The 16,003-nt window shown below is 64.1% G+C and carries 15 protein-coding genes and 2 tRNA genes; all 17 read left to right on the plus strand.

The window, feature by feature from the left end; genetic code table 11:
* Positions 1–5: 5 nt before the first annotated feature.
* The 17 genes from AC3QL3_RS07330 (at position 6) to AC3QL3_RS07410 (ending at position 15,859) form a co-directional block, all read left to right on the plus strand.
* Positions 6–90 (plus strand) — tRNA-Leu (locus tag AC3QL3_RS07330).
* A gap of 120 nt (positions 91–210) precedes the next feature.
* Positions 211–567 (plus strand): NADH-quinone oxidoreductase subunit A, encoded by a 357-nt coding sequence (locus AC3QL3_RS07335; RefSeq protein ID WP_492897722.1) that lies wholly within the window; start codon positions 211–213, stop codon positions 565–567.
* On the plus strand, positions 558–1,112 hold the full coding sequence (locus AC3QL3_RS07340) for a NuoB/complex I 20 kDa subunit family protein (protein WP_492897723.1): 555 nt from the start codon (positions 558–560) through the stop codon (positions 1,110–1,112). The genes AC3QL3_RS07335 and AC3QL3_RS07340 overlap by 10 nt, the downstream gene beginning before the upstream one ends.
* 100 nt (positions 1,113–1,212) lie before the next feature.
* On the plus strand, positions 1,213–1,941 hold the full coding sequence (locus AC3QL3_RS07345; protein ID WP_492897724.1) for an NADH-quinone oxidoreductase subunit C: 729 nt from the start codon (positions 1,213–1,215) through the stop codon (positions 1,939–1,941).
* Between the two features lie 3 nt (positions 1,942–1,944).
* Complete coding sequence (locus AC3QL3_RS07350; RefSeq protein ID WP_492897725.1) at positions 1,945–3,198, plus strand: NADH-quinone oxidoreductase subunit D; 1,254 nt, start codon at positions 1,945–1,947, stop codon at positions 3,196–3,198.
* Entirely contained in the window at positions 3,195–3,722 is a 528-nt protein-coding gene (gene nuoE / locus AC3QL3_RS07355; RefSeq protein ID WP_492897726.1) for an NADH-quinone oxidoreductase subunit NuoE, read from the plus strand. The genes AC3QL3_RS07350 and nuoE overlap by 4 nt, the downstream gene beginning before the upstream one ends.
* Before the next feature lie 114 nt (positions 3,723–3,836).
* A complete protein-coding gene (gene nuoF / locus AC3QL3_RS07360; RefSeq protein ID WP_492897727.1) occupies positions 3,837–5,150 on the plus strand; it encodes an NADH-quinone oxidoreductase subunit NuoF in 1,314 nt (437 codons plus the stop codon).
* On the plus strand, positions 5,147–7,486 hold the full coding sequence (nuoG, locus tag AC3QL3_RS07365; protein ID WP_492897728.1) for an NADH-quinone oxidoreductase subunit NuoG: 2,340 nt from the start codon (positions 5,147–5,149) through the stop codon (positions 7,484–7,486). Before nuoF ends, nuoG begins: the two co-directional genes overlap by 4 nt.
* A 7-nt stretch (positions 7,487–7,493) precedes the next feature.
* Entirely contained in the window at positions 7,494–8,543 is a 1,050-nt protein-coding gene (gene nuoH / locus AC3QL3_RS07370; protein ID WP_492897729.1) for an NADH-quinone oxidoreductase subunit NuoH, read from the plus strand.
* 9 nt (positions 8,544–8,552) lie between these two features.
* The gene (nuoI, locus tag AC3QL3_RS07375; RefSeq protein WP_492897730.1) at positions 8,553–9,041 is read left to right on the plus strand and encodes an NADH-quinone oxidoreductase subunit NuoI; all 489 of its coding nucleotides are present in this window, start codon (positions 8,553–8,555) and stop codon (positions 9,039–9,041) included.
* Positions 9,042–9,195: 154 nt separating this feature from the next.
* Entirely contained in the window at positions 9,196–9,825 is a 630-nt protein-coding gene (locus tag AC3QL3_RS07380; protein ID WP_492897731.1) for an NADH-quinone oxidoreductase subunit J, read from the plus strand.
* Positions 9,822–10,127: an NADH-quinone oxidoreductase subunit NuoK gene (nuoK, locus tag AC3QL3_RS07385; protein WP_492897732.1), complete on the plus strand. Its 306-nt coding sequence runs from the start codon at positions 9,822–9,824 to the stop codon at positions 10,125–10,127. The genes AC3QL3_RS07380 and nuoK overlap by 4 nt, the downstream gene beginning before the upstream one ends.
* Positions 10,128–10,131: 4 nt before the next feature.
* Positions 10,132–12,177, plus strand: coding sequence for an NADH-quinone oxidoreductase subunit L (gene nuoL, locus AC3QL3_RS07390; RefSeq protein ID WP_492897733.1), 2,046 nt, complete (start codon positions 10,132–10,134; stop codon positions 12,175–12,177).
* 22 nt (positions 12,178–12,199) lie between these two features.
* On the plus strand, positions 12,200–13,705 hold the full coding sequence (locus AC3QL3_RS07395) for an NADH-quinone oxidoreductase subunit M (RefSeq protein WP_492897734.1): 1,506 nt from the start codon (positions 12,200–12,202) through the stop codon (positions 13,703–13,705).
* A gap of 10 nt (positions 13,706–13,715) precedes the next feature.
* Positions 13,716–15,182 carry an NADH-quinone oxidoreductase subunit NuoN gene (nuoN, locus tag AC3QL3_RS07400; protein ID WP_492897735.1) on the plus strand — a complete coding sequence of 489 codons (1,467 nt, stop codon included), beginning with the start codon at positions 13,716–13,718 and terminating at the stop codon, positions 15,180–15,182.
* A 258-nt stretch (positions 15,183–15,440) separates the two neighbouring features.
* On the plus strand, positions 15,441–15,710 hold the full coding sequence (locus tag AC3QL3_RS07405; protein ID WP_492897736.1) for a hypothetical protein: 270 nt from the start codon (positions 15,441–15,443) through the stop codon (positions 15,708–15,710).
* A gap of 72 nt (positions 15,711–15,782) precedes the next feature.
* Positions 15,783–15,859, plus strand: a tRNA-Met gene (locus AC3QL3_RS07410).
* The last annotated feature ends 144 nt before the right edge of the window (positions 15,860–16,003 follow it).

The raw sequence follows: 16,003 nt of genomic DNA on the forward strand, positions 1-16,003 counted from the left end.
GCTGTGCCCAGGTGGCGGAATTGGTAGACGCACTACCTTGAGGTGGTAGCGACGCAAGTCGTGGAGGTTCGAGTCCTCTCTTGGGCACCATAATCGGTCGATCGCGCTGCAGTGAAATACCACTGCAGCGGTTTCGCCCGATCTTCTTTACCGTCGTCGCCCGGCCCGGCCGGAGCGATCGCTGATGCGTCGCCAGGCGCGGAGGTGTGTGTGCTCACCGAGTATTTACCGGTGCTGTTGTTCCTCGTCGTCACCGCGATCGTCGGCATCGCGCTGATCGTAATCGGCAATCTGCTCGGTCCGAAGCGGCCGCAGGCGCAGAAATACACGCCCTACGAATGCGGCTTCGAAGCCTTCGAAGACGCGCGCATGCGTTTCGACGTGCGCTACTACCTGATCGCGATCCTGTTCATCATCTTCGATCTGGAAATCGCGTTCGTGTTTCCGTGGGCAACCGTGTTCAGTCAGCTCGGCCTGCTCGGCCTGGTCGAGATGGGCATGTTCCTCGCGCTCTTGGTGCTCGGTTTTGTCTACGTCTGGAAGAAAGGAGCGCTGGAATGGGAGTGATCGATCGCATCGGCGAGACGATGCACAACCCGGCGCCGGTCAACGTCGTCGACGACATCCTGCGCCCGGGTGAAGACAACCCGCTGATCCAGCGCGGCTTCGCCACCGCACGCTTGGATGAACTGATCAACTGGGCACGCACCGGCTCGATGTGGCCGATGACCTTCGGACTCGCCTGTTGCGCGGTCGAGATGATGCATGCCGGCGCCGCGCGCCTGGATCTCGATCGCTACGGCGTGATCTTCCGCCCCAGTCCGCGCCAGTCCGACGTGATGATCGTCGCCGGCACCCTGGTCAACAAGATGGCGCCGGCCTTGCGCAAGGTCTACGACCAGATGCCCGACCCGAAGTGGGTCATCTCGATGGGCAGCTGCGCCAACGGCGGCGGCTATTACCACTATTCCTATGCGGTCGTGCGCGGCTGCGATCGCATCGTGCCGGTCGACATCTACGTTCCCGGCTGCCCGCCGACGGCCGAAGCGCTGATCCACGGCATTCTGCAGTTGCAGAAGAAGATTCGTCGCACCAACACGATCGCGCGCTGAAAACTCGGGCGAGCGGCCTTCGCGAACACTCGAAGGCGCCACGCCGGCGCAAGCGCAAACGGCGGCAGGGAAGTCAGTGCAAGTTGAGCAGGCGAGAGCGATGACAGAAGCCAAATCACAATTCGCGCAGAAGCTCGAAGCGCGGCTCGGCCAGAAGCTCGTGACACTGAGCGAGCAGGGCGGCGAGACCACGATCGAAGTGCTGCCGGAGAACTGGCTCGCCGTGGCGACTTTGCTGCGCGACGATCCCGAGCTGCATTTCGAGCAGGCGATGGATCTCTGCGGCGTCGACTACTTGTCCTACGGCGATGCCGAGTGGGACACCACCGGCGTGTCGTCGGAAGGGTTCTCGCGCGGCGTCGAAGGCGAAGGTCCCGGCCGTTTCGGCTGGGCCAACCGTCCGCACGCAAAACACATTCCGCACCGCTTCGGCGTGGTCGTGCATCTGTTGTCCGTCAAGCACAACCATCGCCTGCGTCTGCGCGCGCATTGCGCCGACGACGAATTGCCGAGCGTGCCTTCGCTGATCGGCGTGTGGCCGAGCGTGGACTGGTTCGAGCGTGAGGCGTTCGATCTCTATGGCATCGTGTTCGAAGGCCATCCCGATCTGCGCCGCATCCTGACCGACTACGGTTTCGTCGGCCATCCGTTCCGCAAGGATTTCCCGCTGATCGGCAACGTCGAGGTGCGCTACGACCCCGAGAAGCAGCGTGTCGTGTACGAACCGGTGACCTCGGTCGAGCCGCGCGTGCTGGTGCCGCGCACGATTCGCGACGACTCGCGCTACGAGCAGGCAAATGCCGAGCGCAAGGCCGGGGCAGGGAAGTAAGCCATGCAGGAAATCAAGAACTACACGATGAATTTCGGCCCCCAGCATCCGGCCGCGCACGGCGTGCTGCGACTGGTGCTGGAGATGGACGGCGAGACGATCGTGCGCGCCGACCCGCACATCGGCTTGTTGCATCGCGCGACCGAGAAACTGGCTGAATCCAAGCCGTTCAATCAGTCGATCGGCTACATGGACCGGCTCGACTACGTTTCGATGATGTGCAACGAGCACGCCTACGTGCGCGCCATCGAAACTTTGCTCGGCGTCGAGGCGCCGGAGCGGGCGCAGTGGATCCGCACGATGTTCGACGAGATCACGCGCATCCTGAACCACCTGATGTGGCTCGGCTCGAACGCGCTCGATCTCGGTGCGATGGCGGTGTTCCTGTACGCGTTTCGCGAACGCGAAGAATTGATGGACTGCTACGAGGCGGTGTCCGGCGCGCGCATGCACGCGACCTACTACCGTCCCGGCGGCGTCTACCGCGACCTGCCCGAACAGATGCCCAAGTACGGCGAGTCGAAGTGGCACAAGGGTAAGGATCTCGAGCGCCTGAACGAATGGCGCGGCGGTTCGATGCTCGACTTCCTCGACGCGTTCACCGCCGACTTTCCGCGCCGCGTCGACGAATACGAAACGCTGCTGACCGGCAACCGCATCTGGAAGCAGCGCACGGTCGACATCGGTGTGATCCCGCCGGAGCAGGCGCTGGCTTGGGGCATGTCCGGTCCGATGCTGCGCGGTTCGGGCATCGAATGGGATCTGCGCAAGAAGCAGCCCTATGCGAAGTACGCCGAGGTCGACTTCGACATTCCGGTCGGCGTGCACGGCGACTGCTACGACCGCTATCTGGTTCGCGTGGAAGAGATGCGCCAGTCCAACCGCATCATCAAGCAGTGCGTGGAGTGGCTGCGCAAGAATCCCGGTCCGGTGATGGCGCGCAACTACAAGGTGGTGCCGCCTTCGCGTGTCGAGATGAAAGACGACATGGAAGCGCTGATCCATCACTTCAAACTGTTCACCGAAGGCTATTCGGTGCCGGCCGGCGAGACCTACGCCGCGGTCGAGGCACCCAAGGGCGAGTTCGGCATCTATCTGGTTTCCGACGGCGCCAACAAGCCGTTCCGCCTGAAGTGCCGCGCGCCGAGCTTCGTGCATCTGTCGTCGATGGACGCAATCGTGCGCGGCCACATGCTGGCCGACGTGGTCGCGATGATCGGCACCTACGACGTCGTATTCGGAGAAGTTGATCGATGAAGGCGACCGGCACCTACGAAGCGGTCAAGGACGTCGATCCGCTGGTCGAGCTGAACGCGCACACGCGCGAGCACATCGACCATTGGGTCGCGAAGTTTCCGCCCGACCGCAAGCGCTCGGCGCTGATCCAGGGTTTGTGGGCGGCGCAGGAGCAGAACGGCGGCCATCTGACCGACGAGCTGATCACGGCGGTGACGAAGTACCTCGGTCTGCCGCAGATCTGGGGTTACGAGGTCGCCACGTTCTATTCGATGTTCGAGACCACGCCGGTCGCGCGCAACAACGTCGCGATCTGCACCAACATTTCCTGCTGGCTCAACGGCGCCGAAGACATCGTGCGCCATTGCGAGAAGAAGTACGGCATCAAGCTCGGCGAGAGCAGCGCCGACGGCCGCATCTATCTCAAGCGGGAAGAGGAATGCCTGGCTGCCTGCTGCGGCGCGCCGATGATGGTGGTCAACGGCCACTACCACGAGAAGCTGACGCTGCAGAAGGTCGATCAGATTCTCGATGAACTGAAGTAAGCCAACCGATCTTCATGGCGTCATGCCCGCGAAGGCGGGCATCCATGAAGACAAGATCAAGATGGATTCCCGTTTCTGCGGGAATGACGTCGACCGTGATTTGAGAGCGACACGATGGCATACGGCGCAGCACCACAGGAACACCAAGTCGTCTACACGACGCTGCACTACGAGCGGCCGTGGACGCTGGAAAACTATCTGAAGGTCGACGGCTGGAAGGCGTGGAAGAAGATCCTCGCCGAGAAGCCCGACCCGGCCACGATCGTGGACGAGGTCAAGAAGAGCGGTCTGCGCGGACGCGGCGGCGCCGGCTTTCCGACCGGGCTGAAGTGGTCGTTCATGCCGCGCACCGCGCCCGGCCAGAAGTACATTCTGTGCAACTCGGACGAATCGGAGCCGGGTACCTGCAAGGATCGCGACATCCTGCGCTTCAACCCGCACGCGGTGCTCGAGGGCCTCGCGATCGCCTGCTATTCGACCGGTTCGACCGTCGCCTACAACTACCTGCGCGGCGAATTCCATCACGAGCCGTTCGAGCACATCGAGCTGGCGCTGAAGGAAGCCTACGAAGCCGGCCTGCTCGGCAAGAACATCCAAGGCAGCGGCATCGACGTCGACATCCACAACGCGCTCGGCGCCGGCGCCTACATCTGCGGCGAAGAAACTGCGCTGATGGAATCGCTCGAAGGCAAGAAGGGCCAGCCGCGCTTCAAGCCGCCGTTCCCGGCCAACTTCGGTTTGTACGGCCGCCCGACCACGATCAACAACACCGAAACCTACGCTTCGGTGCCGACGATCCTGAACAAGGGCGCCGAGTGGTTCTTGAACCAAGGCAAGCCCAACAACGGCGGCCCGAAAATTTTCTCGGTGTCCGGTCACGTCAACAACCCGGGCAACTTCGAAGTCCGCCTCGGCACATCGTTCAAGGATTTGCTCGCGATGGCCGGCGGCGTGCGCAACGGGCACAAGCTGAAGGCGGTGATTCCAGGCGGTTCGTCGATGCCGGTGCTGCCGGCGGAAACGATGATGGAATTGACGATGGACTACGACGCGATCCAGAAGGCCGGTTCCGGCCTCGGTTCGGGCGCGGTCATCGTGATGGACGAGACCACCTGCATGGTGCGCGCGTGCCGCCGCATCAGCCAGTTCTACTTCAAGGAAAGCTGCGGTCAATGCACGCCGTGCCGCGAAGGCACCGGCTGGATGTACCGCATGCTGACGCGCATCGTCGAAGGCAAGGCCGAGCTCGGCGACCTCGACACGCTGAAGGCCGCGGCCGGACAGATCGAAGGCCACACCATCTGCGCGTTCGGCGAAGCGGCGGCGTGGCCGGTGCAGGGCTTCCTGCGCCACTACTGGCACGAGTTCGAATACTTCATCAAGAACGGCCGCTCGATCGTGGACGGCCAGCTGGGAGTGGCCGCATGAGCGCGCAACCCGCAGCGCCCGGCGTGCCGCCGGATCATGTCACGGTCGAGATCGACGGCCGCTCGCTGGTGGTGCCGAAGAACTCGATGATCATCGCGGCGGCGGACAAGGCCGGTATCGCGATCCCGCGCTTCTGCTACCACGAAAAACTGCCGATCGCCGCGAACTGCCGCATGTGCATGGTCGAGGTCGAGATGGGCGGCAAGCCGATGCCCAAGCCGCAACCGGCTTGCGCGACGCCGGTCGCCGACGGCATGAAGATCCAGACCCAATCGCAGCGCGCGCTGTCGGCGCAGCGCAACGTGATGGAATTTTTGCTGATCAACCATCCGCTCGATTGCCCGATCTGCGATCAGGGCGGCGAGTGTGAATTGCAGGATTTGTCGGTCGGCTACGGCCGTTCGGTCAGCCGTTTCGTCGAGCGCAAGCGCACGATTCCGGACGAGGATCTCGGCCCGCTGGTCGAAACCGAGATGACCCGTTGCATCCAGTGCACACGTTGCGTGCGCGTGATGGCCGACGTCGCCGGCACCTACGAGCTGGGCGGCATGGAGCGCGGTGAGCGCCTGCAAATCGGCACTTACGTCGGCAAGCCGCTGATGAGCGAACTATCGGGCAACGTCATCGACGTCTGCCCGGTCGGCGCGCTGACCAACAAGCCGTTCCGCTTCAAGGCGCGCGCGTGGGAACTGATCGCGCGCGAGTCGATCGGCTACCACGATGCGCTCGGCTCGAACCTGTGGCTGCACACGCGCCGCGGCGAAGCCTTGCGCGCGGTGCCGCGCGACAACGAAGCGATCAACGAGTGCTGGCTGTCGGATCGCGACCGCTACTCCAACGATGCGCTGCGCGCGGAAGACCGCGCGACCAAGCCGATGATCCGCAAGAACGGCGAACTGGTCGAAACCAGCTGGGCCGAAGCGCTGGCCTTCGTCGCCGACCATCTGCGCACCGCGCGCGGCGACCTCGGCGCGCTGGTCGCGCCGCTGACCTCGAGCGAAGAGGGACATCTGCTCGGCAAGTTGCTGCGTGGTCTCGGCAGCGACAACATCGACCATCGCCTGCGCCTGTCGGATTTCTCCGACTCTCCGTTCGCGCAGCCGTTCGAGCGCGCGGTCGCCGAGATCGAGAAGGCGAAGACGATTCTTCTGATCGGCTGCAATCCGCGCCACGAAGTGCCGCTGCTGAGCCAGCGCATCCGCAAGGCGGTGCGCGGCGGAGCGAAGGTGTACGCGCTCAATCCGGTCGATTTCGATTTCAACTTCGAGCTGGCCGCCAAGACCATCGCGACGCCGTCGGCACTGGTCGACGCTGCGCTCGCGCTGGCGAAGGCGGCCAACGACCTCGGCCATCTGCCCGAGTCGTCGGCGCTGGCGCAGGCGATCACCGGGCTCGACGCCGGCGCGACCGCGGCGGCCTGGATCAAGCAGCTCACTGAAGCGAGCGCCTCGGTGGTGATTTTCGGCGAGAGCGCAGCGCAGCATCCGAACGCGGCCTGGTTGCGTGCAGCGGCGCGTTTCCTGGCCAAGGCCACCGATTCCGCCTACAACGAGATCCCGTCCGGCGCGAATGCGCTCGGCCTCGCACGCGCCGGTGCGCAGCCGCAGTCGGGCGGCCGCGACGCCGCTGCGATGTTGACCAAGGGTCCCAAGCAGCTGGTCGTCTATCACGCCGGCTCGCAAGACACGGCGCTGCCGGCCCTGTTCGACCAGGTGCGCAGCAGCGCCGATTTCTATGTCTACCTCGGCGCCTATGCCTGCAGCGGAGTTCGCCGCAGCGCGCATGCGGTACTGCCGATCGGCCTGCCGCCGGAGATCGACGGCAGCTACACCAATCTCGACGGCCAGACGCAAGTCGTCGCCGCGGCGACTAAGCTCCCGGGCGAAGCGCGGCCGGGCTGGAAGGTGTTGCGCGCGCTCGGTTCGGCGCTCTCGCTCGACGGTTTCGGTTTCACCGAAATCGAGGAAGTGCGCGCGCAGATGAGCGCTGCCGCGCCGCCTGCGGTCAACGCTCCTGCCGCGCGCAAGCAGCCGGCGGCCGGACGTCTCGAACGCGTCACCACCACCGCGATCTACCGCGCCGATGCGGTGCTGCGCCGCTCACCTGCGCTGCAGGCGCATCCGCTTTCGCGCGCGGCGGCGGTGGTGCTGCATCCCGAAGACGCGCTCGCGCTCGGCCTCGGTGCTGGCGCGAACGCCAAGGTGTCGGGCTCGGTGGTGCTGCCGGTCGAGATCTCCACGCGCGTGCCGCGCGGTGCGGTCTGGATCGAAGCCGGCCACGCCGCCAGTGCCGGCCTGCCGCCGTACGGCGCCACTCTCGACTTGGTCAAGGCGTGACGACGACATGAGCTGGATCATCGATCTCTACACCGGGTTCGTCACCACCTTCCCGACGCTGTCGATGGCGATCGGGTTGTTCCTGTTCCCGCTGCTGCCGCTGATCATCGCGGTCGCGTTGTACGTGTGGTGGGAGCGCAAGGTGATCGGCTGGATGCACGTGCGCATGGGACCGAACAAGGTCGGCCCGTTCGGTCTGGCACAGACCTTCGCCGACGTGTTCAAGCTGCTGCTGAAGGAAGTCATCTACCCGGCCAACGCGAACAAGAAATTGTTCCTGCTGGCGCCGCTGTGGGCGCTGATTCCGGCGTTCGCGGCGTGGGCGGTGGTGCCGATCGGCCCGCACAAGGCCTGGTCCGATGCGAATGCGGGGCTGTTGTTCCTGCTCGCGATGACCTCGATGGGCGTGTACGGCATCATCCTCGCCGGTTGGGCTTCCAACTCGCGCTACGCCATGCTCGGCGCGATGCGCGCAGCAGCGCAGACGATCTCCTACGAAATCGCGATGGGCTTTTCGCTGGTCAGCGTGCTGGTGCTCGCCGGCAGCCTGAACTTGTCTGAGATCGTCAATGCACAGGCCGGCGCGAAAGGCTTCCTCGACTGGTTCGTCGTGCCGCTGTTGCCGATGGCGGTGATCTACTTCGTCTCCGGCGTGGCCGAAACGAATCGCGCGCCGTTCGACGTCGCCGAAGGCGAATCGGAAATCGTCGCCGGCTTCCACGTGGAATATTCGGGCGCACCGTTCGCGGTGTTCTTCCTGACCGAATACGCGAACATGATCCTGGTGTCGTTCCTGGCGCCGATCCTGTTCCTCGGCGGCTGGCTGTCGCTATTTCCCGTGTCGTGGGGCTTCATCGGCGCGCCGGGCTGGTGGTGGCTGGCGATCAAGGCGTTCCTGTGCGCGACCGCGTTCATCTGGTTCCGCGCGAGCTTTCCGCGCTATCGCTACGACCAGATCATGCGGCTCGGCTGGAAGGTCTTCATTCCGATCACGATCGTGTGGGTGTTCGTGGCCGGCTGCATGAAGTATTTCGGCTGGGTCACGACGGGCGCCTAAGGCAGACCAATGAATCAAGTGACTTCCTATCTCAAGAGCCTGCTGCTGCTGGAGTTGTTCTCCGGCCTCTGGCTCACGTTCAAATATCTGTGGCGCCCGAAGTACACGGTGCGCTATCCGATGGAGCACATCCCCAAATCGAACCGCTTCCGCGGCCTGCATGCGCTGCGTCGTTATCCGAACGGCGAAGAGCGCTGCATCGCGTGCAAGCTGTGCGAGGCGGTGTGCCCCGCGCTGGCGATCACGATCGACTCGGCCCCGCGCGAGGACGGCACGCGCCGCACCACGCGTTACGACATCGACTTGTTCAAGTGCATCTACTGCGGTTTCTGCGAAGAGAGCTGCCCGGTCGATTCGATCGTCGAAACGTCCATCCACGAGTACCACTTCGAGCAGCGCGGCGAGAACATCGTGACCAAGCAGAAGCTGCTCGCGATCGGCGACCGTTTCGAGAACGACATCGCCGCGGCGCGCGCGCAGGATGCGGCGTACCGATGAGCAGATGCGCGGATGTTGTCTTTTCTTCTCCCGCTTGCGGGAGCGGATGGCCCGCAGGGCCGGCTGAGGGAAATGCGTGCGACGCGGTCGCACGATCTGCCCTCACCCCGGCGCTCTCCCGCACGCGGGAGAAGGGGAATAGAGGAATGGCTGCATGAGCTTCCAACTGATCTGCTTCTACGCCTTCGCCGCGGTCACCGTCGCCGCCGCGCTGGCCGTGGTCACGCTGAAGAGTCCGGTGCATGCGGCGCTGAGTCTGGTGCTGACCTTCTTCTCGACCGCTTGCATCTGGCTCCTGGCCGATGCCGAGTTCCTCGCCATCGCCTTGGTGCTGGTCTACGTCGGCGCGGTGATGGTGCTGTTCCTGTTCGTGGTGATGATGCTCGACCTCGATCTCGACCCGCTGCGCGAAGGCTTCACGCGCGCGCTGCCGTTCGGCCTCTTGGTTGCGGTGGTCATGCTGGTCGAAATGCTCGGTCTGATCGGCGTGCGTGCGATGAACCTGCAGGCGCCAGTCGATCCGGCCGCCGCCGCCGGCTTGTCGAACACGGCTTGGCTCGCGACCGCGTTGTTCAGTCAGTTCTTGCTGCCGTTCGAAGTCGCCGCATTGATCCTCACCGTCGGCATCATCGCGGCGATCCCGCTGACCTTGCGTCATCGCGTCGGCATCAAGACGCAGAATCCCGCGCGTCAGGTCCGCGTCGAGGCGCGCGATCGCATCCGCGTGGTCAAGATGGCCGCGGAGAAACCGGCCGCCGCGAACCAGGAGACTCCAGCGCCATGATCCCGTTGTCGCATTACCTGACGCTCGGCGCGATCCTGTTCTGCGTCGCGGTCGCCGGCATCTTCATCAACCGCAAGAACGTCATCGTATTGTTGATGGCGATCGAGCTGATGCTGCTCGCGGTGAACACGAACTTCGTCGCGTTCTCGCGCTACCTCGGCGATCCGTCCGGACAGGTGTTCGTGTTCTTCATCCTGACCGTCGCCGCGGCCGAGGCCGCGATCGGTCTCGCCATCCTGGTCGTGCTGTTCCGCAACCGCGCGACGATCAACGTCACCGAAATCGATAGTCTGAAGGGTTGAGCCGATGCCTCTGTCGAAGACCCTGCTGCTGACGATCGTGCTGGCGCCCTTGTTCGGCGCCGTGGTCGCCGGCCTGTTCCGCCGCCAGGTCGGCCGCGCCGGCGCCGCCGCGATCACGATCGCAGGCGTCGCGCTGTCCTGCGCACTGTCCTTCTACGTGCTCTACCAGCTGGTCTGGGGCGGCGCGCCGGTGTTCAACCAGAACCTCTACACCTGGTTCGAAGTCGGCCGCCTCAGCGCCAACGTCGGTTTCCTGATCGACCGCCTCACCGCGATGATGATGGTGGTGGTCACCTTCGTCTCGCTGATGGTGCACATCTACACGATCGGCTACATGGCCGAAGACGACGGCTTCCAACGCTTCTTCAGCTACATCGCGCTGTTCACCTTCTCGATGCTGATGCTGGTGATGAGCAACAACTTCCTGCAGCTGTTCTTCGGCTGGGAAGCGGTCGGTCTGGTCTCTTATCTTTTGATCGGCTTCTGGTTCAAACGGCCGAGCGCGATCTTCGCCAACATGAAGGCGTTCCTGGTCAATCGCGTCGGCGACTTCGGCTTCCTGCTCGGCATCGCCGGCGTGCTGCTGTGGTTCGGCTCGCTCGACTACGCGCACGTGTTCCAGAACACGCTCGGCGGGCCGGTCACGACGAAGACGGTCGAGATTTTTGCCGGCCATCCATGGTCGGTCGCGACCATCGTCTGCATCTGCCTGTTCATCGGCGCGATGGGCAAGTCGGCGCAGGTGCCGCTGCACGTGTGGCTACCCGATTCGATGGAAGGCCCGACGCCGATTTCCGCCTTGATCCACGCGGCGACGATGGTGACCGCCGGCATCTTCATGGTCGCGCGCATGTCGCCCTTGTTCGAGCTCAGCGAAACGGCGCTCTCGTTCGTGCTGGTGATCGGCGCGACCACGGCGCTGTTCACCGGATTGATCGGTATCGTGCAGAACGACATCAAGCGCGTGGTCGCCTATTCGACTCTGTCCCAGCTCGGCTACATGACCGTCGCGCTCGGCGTGTCGGCCTACGCCGGCGGCGTCTATCACTTGATGACGCACGCGTTCTTCAAGGCGCTGCTGTTCCTCGGCGCAGGCTCGGTCATCGTCGCGATGCATCACGAGCAGGACATGCGCTACATGGGCGGCCTGCGCAAGTACATGCCGATCACCTGGATCACGATGTGGCTGGGGTCGCTGGCGCTGGCCGGCGCGCCGGGCTTCGCCGGCTTCTTCTCCAAGGACGCGATCATCGAGGCGGTCGGCGAATCGCATCGCTGGGGTGCCGATTGGGCCTACTTCTGCGTGTATGTGGGCGTCTTCGTGACCGCGCTATACAGCTTCCGTCTGCTCTACATGACCTTCCACGGCAAGGAACGTTTCGTCGTCGACGATCATCACGGCCACGGCCATGACGACCACGCGGCGCATGACCACCACGAGCCCGGCCATCTGGCGCACGCGCCGCACGAATCGCCGTGGGTCATCACCTTGCCGCTCGTGCTGCTGGCGATTCCGTCAGTCGTGATCGGCTGGTTCACGGTCGGGCCGATGCTCTACGACGGTTGGTTTGGTGCTGCCATCCGTGTCGCCGAACACAACGATGTACTGAAGGAACTTGGTCACGAGTTCCACGGTGCATGGGCTATGGTGCTGCACAGCTTCGGCTTGACGTCGCCATTCTGGCCGGCGCTAGCGGGCTTCGCGGTCGCCACCTACATCTGGCTGCTCAACCCCGGCATCGCCGACAAGGCGAAGAACGCGCTGCGTCCGCTCTACAACGTGCTCGCGAACAAGTACTGGGTCGACGAGCTGTATCAGACGGTGTTCGCGCGCGGCGGCCTCGCGCTCGGCCGCGGTCTGTGGAAGGGCGGCGACGTCGGCGTCATCGACGGCGTCGTCGTCAACGGTTCGGCCGCAGCCGTCGATCGCCTAGCAGCGACCGTGCGCCGCTTGCAGTCGGGTTATCTCTACCACTACGCATTCGCGATGATCCTCGGATTGATCGCGCTGCTCGGTGGCGTCTGGTGGATTGCGCAAGCCGCGCCTTGATCGACAGGGGATTGCATAGGACATGGCTTCGCATCTTTTGAGTCTCCTGATCTGGCTGCCGATCCTCGGCGCCGTCGCCGTGCTCGCGTTCGGCCGCCAGGCCAACACCGCACGCTGGCTGTCGCTGCTGGTCGCGCTGGCGACGTTCGCGCTGTCGATTCCGCTCTGGAGCGGCTACCAGCCGAGCGGACCCTTGATGCAGTTCGTCGAGAGCATGGCGTGGATTCCGGCGCTGAAGGTCAACTACGCGCTCGGCGTCGACGGCATCTCGGTCGCGCTGATCGTCCTGACCACCTTCACCAGCGTGCTGGTGATCCTCGGCTCGTGGGGGCCTATCGACAAGCGCGTGTCGCAGTACATGGCGGCGATGCTTGCGCTCGAGGGCCTCTTGATCGGTGTGTTCGCCGCCACCGACGCGCTGCTGTTCTACGTGTTCTTCGAAGGCATGCTGATTCCGATGTTCATCATCATCGGCATCTGGGGCGGCCCGCGGCGCGTCTACGCCACGCTGAAGTTCTTCATCTACACCTTCCTCGGCTCGATCTTCATGCTGGTCGGGCTGATCTACCTGCACATGAAGACCGGGCAGTTCTCGCTCGAGGCGTTCGCCGGTGCCGGGCTCGGCACCAAAGAGCAAGCCTGGCTGTTCTTCGCCTTCCTGATCGCGTTCGCGATCAAGGTGCCGATGTGGCCGGTGCACACGTGGCTGCCGGATGCGCACGTCGAAGCGCCGACCGGTGGTTCGGTGATCCTGGCCGCGATCATGCTGAAGGTCGGCGGCTACGGTTTCTTGCGCTTCTCGCTGCCGATCACACCGGATGCGTCGCAGGAATACGCCTGGGTCGTCATCGCGATGTCGCTGATCGCGATCCTCTACATCGGCTACGTCGCGCTGGTGCAGGAGGACATGAAGAAGCTGATCGCGTATTCCTCGATCGCGCACATGGGCTTCGTCACGCTCGGCCTGTTCATCGCGCTGGCCTTGGTGCGCGAACACCACAACCCGGTCGGCGCGCGTCTGGCGATCCAGGGCGCGATGGTGCAGATGATTTCGCACGGTTTCGTTTCGGGCGCGATGTTCTCGTGCATCGGCGTCATGTACGACCGTCTGCACACGCGCATGATCAAAGATTACGGCGGCGTCGCCAACGTGATGCCGTGGTTCGCCGCCTTCATGGTGTTTTTCGCGATGGCCAATTGCGGCCTGCCCGGAACCAGCGGCTTCGTCGGCGAATTCATGGTGATCCTGGCCGCATTCCAAGACAGCCCACTGATCGCGTTGCTGGCCGCGTTCACCTTGATCATCGGCGCTGCCTACACCCTCTGGCTGGTCAAGCGCGTGATCTTCGGCGAAGTCGGCAACGACAAGGTCGCCAAGATGAAGGACCTCGACGCACGCGAATGGATCGTGCTCGGCGCGTTCGCCGTCGCCGTGCTCGCGCTCGGCGTCTACCCCAAACCGCTGACCGATCTGATGGAGCCGGCCGTGCTCGAGATCGTGAAAGCTTTGACGATGGCCAAGGCATAGGTCGCCCGCGATGATCTCATTCAACCCCGCCGATCTCGCGACCTTGCGGCCGGAGCTGGTCCTGCTCGGCGCGACCTGCGCGATTCTCTTGATCGACCTGTTCCTGAAGGCCGCGCAGCGCGACATCACCCATTGGCTGTCGCTGCTGGCGTTGCTGGTCACCGCCGGTTTCGTCTGCTGCGGCACCCCGGCGCCGGGGCAGAGCGTGTTCGCCTTCAACGGCATGTTCGTCAGCGACGGCGTCGCCGGCGTGTTGAAGCTGTTCGTGCTGCTGATGACCGGTCTGGTCTTCTTGTACGGCCGCAGCTATCTGCGCGACCGCAAGCTGTTCATCGGCGAGTTCTATCTGCTGCTCTTGTTCGCCACGCTCGGCATGATGTTGCTGGTTTCGGCCGGCAGTCTGGTCACGGTCTACCTCGGCCTGGAACTGTTGACCTTAAGTTCGTACGCGCTGGTCGCCTTGAATCGCGATTCGGCGGTGTCCTCGGAAGCGGCGATCAAGTACTTCGTGCTCGGCGCGCTGGCCTCGGGTCTGCTCCTGTACGGCATGTCGATGATCTACGGCGCCACCGGCACCTTGGATCTCGCGAAGATCCACGCCGTGGCTGATTTCTCCGCCAACAGCCCGCACCGCACCCTGCTTGCGTTCGGTCTGGTGTTCCTGGTGGTCGGCATCGCGTTCAAGCTCGGTGCGGCGCCGTTCCACATGTGGTTGCCGGACGTCTACCAAGGCGCGCCCACCGCGGTGACGGTGTTCATCGGCTCGGCACCCAAGCTCGCCGCTTTCGGTATGACCTACCGTCTGCTCGACGGCGCAATGGGCGGGCTGCACGGCCAATGGACCCTGATGCTGGCGGTGCTAGCGGTGCTGTCGCTCGCAGTCGGCAACCTGTTCGCGATCGCGCAGAGCAATCTGAAGCGCATGCTGGCCTACTCGACGATTTCGCACGTCGGCTTCCTCCTGCTCGGCTTCGTCAACGGCAGTACGGCCGGCTACGCGGCGGCGATGTTCTATGCGATCAGCTATGCGCTGATGGCCGCCGTCGCGTTCGGCATGATCCTTCTGCTCGCGCGCGCCGGCTTCGAGGCGGAGGAAATCGACGACTTCAAGGGCTTGAACCAGCGCAACCCGTGGTACGCCGGCATCATGGCGATCACGATGTTCTCGCTCGCCGGCGTACCGCCGCTGTTCGGCTTCTTCGCCAAGCTGATGGTGCTGAAGGCGGCCATCGATGCCGGCCAGCTGTGGCTGGCGATCGTCGCGATCGTGTTCGCCATCATCGGCCTCTACTACTACCTGCGCGTGGTCAAGGTCATGTATTTCGACGAGCCGGTCGATCACACGCCGCTGGCGCTGCCGCCGGACCTCGCGTTCCGCTGGAGCCTGTCGCTGAATGGTCTGGCCTTGCTCGTGCTCGGCTTCGCATGGAGCCCGCTGCTGGAATGGTGCAGCCGGGCGTTCGCGGTCGTTCGCTAAGCTTTGCCGCTGAGTGGGATGCCGCGCCGAGATCGCGCGCGGCGGCGCGGTAACGATCGCAAGCCGCCGAGAGACTCCATCGGGCGCAGCCGCGCAAGGCCGGCGTATTTTGTTTTCCGGTGAAGCGGGCGGCGCGGCGCATCGCTCGCCTGCGCAAACCCTTGCGACTATGCACCGTGTGGCCGCCGCCATGAGCATCTCGCTGCTCGTAGCTCGGTAGAGGCGACCACCAGCGCCGGCGAATGGCTCACGCTGGCCATGCGCAGCCTGCCTCAGGCCATGCTCATCGGGCAGCCGACCCAAGGCGCCTTTACCGGGGATTTCGTCAAAGGCCTGCCGAACGGCTGGATTTTGACCACCTCCGTCGCCATCTCTCGTGACGCGGCCGGTGTCGACCATGAAGTTCGCGGCGTCTCCCCGGATATCGACTGGGAGGTCTACCCCGATGCGACGGCCACCGATGCGCAGTTCGACGACGGTCGTGCGCGCGCCGTCGACGCCCTGGCACGAGCGATCACCGCGAATTGAAGCGGCATTCGCGCGGCGATCAGCAAAATCTAGTGACATCGTTAACGGACGTCGCTATACTTCGCGGCTCGGTGCGGGGTGGAGCAGTCTGGCAGCTCGTCGGGCTCATAACCCGAAGGTCGTAGGTTCAAATCCTACCCCCGCTACCACCGAGGTCTAAGGGAAAAGGCCGCTCTATGCGGCCTTTTTTTGGATCGTGAAAAGTGCGGCAGGATCGCCGCGCTGGATTTTCGCGAGCAGGAACGCTCGCAAAGGCTGCATTTAGGCGCAAGGATTGCGCCGGCTGCTTTCGG

The organism is Dokdonella sp. GW821-FHT11D02 (assembly GCF_058808595.1).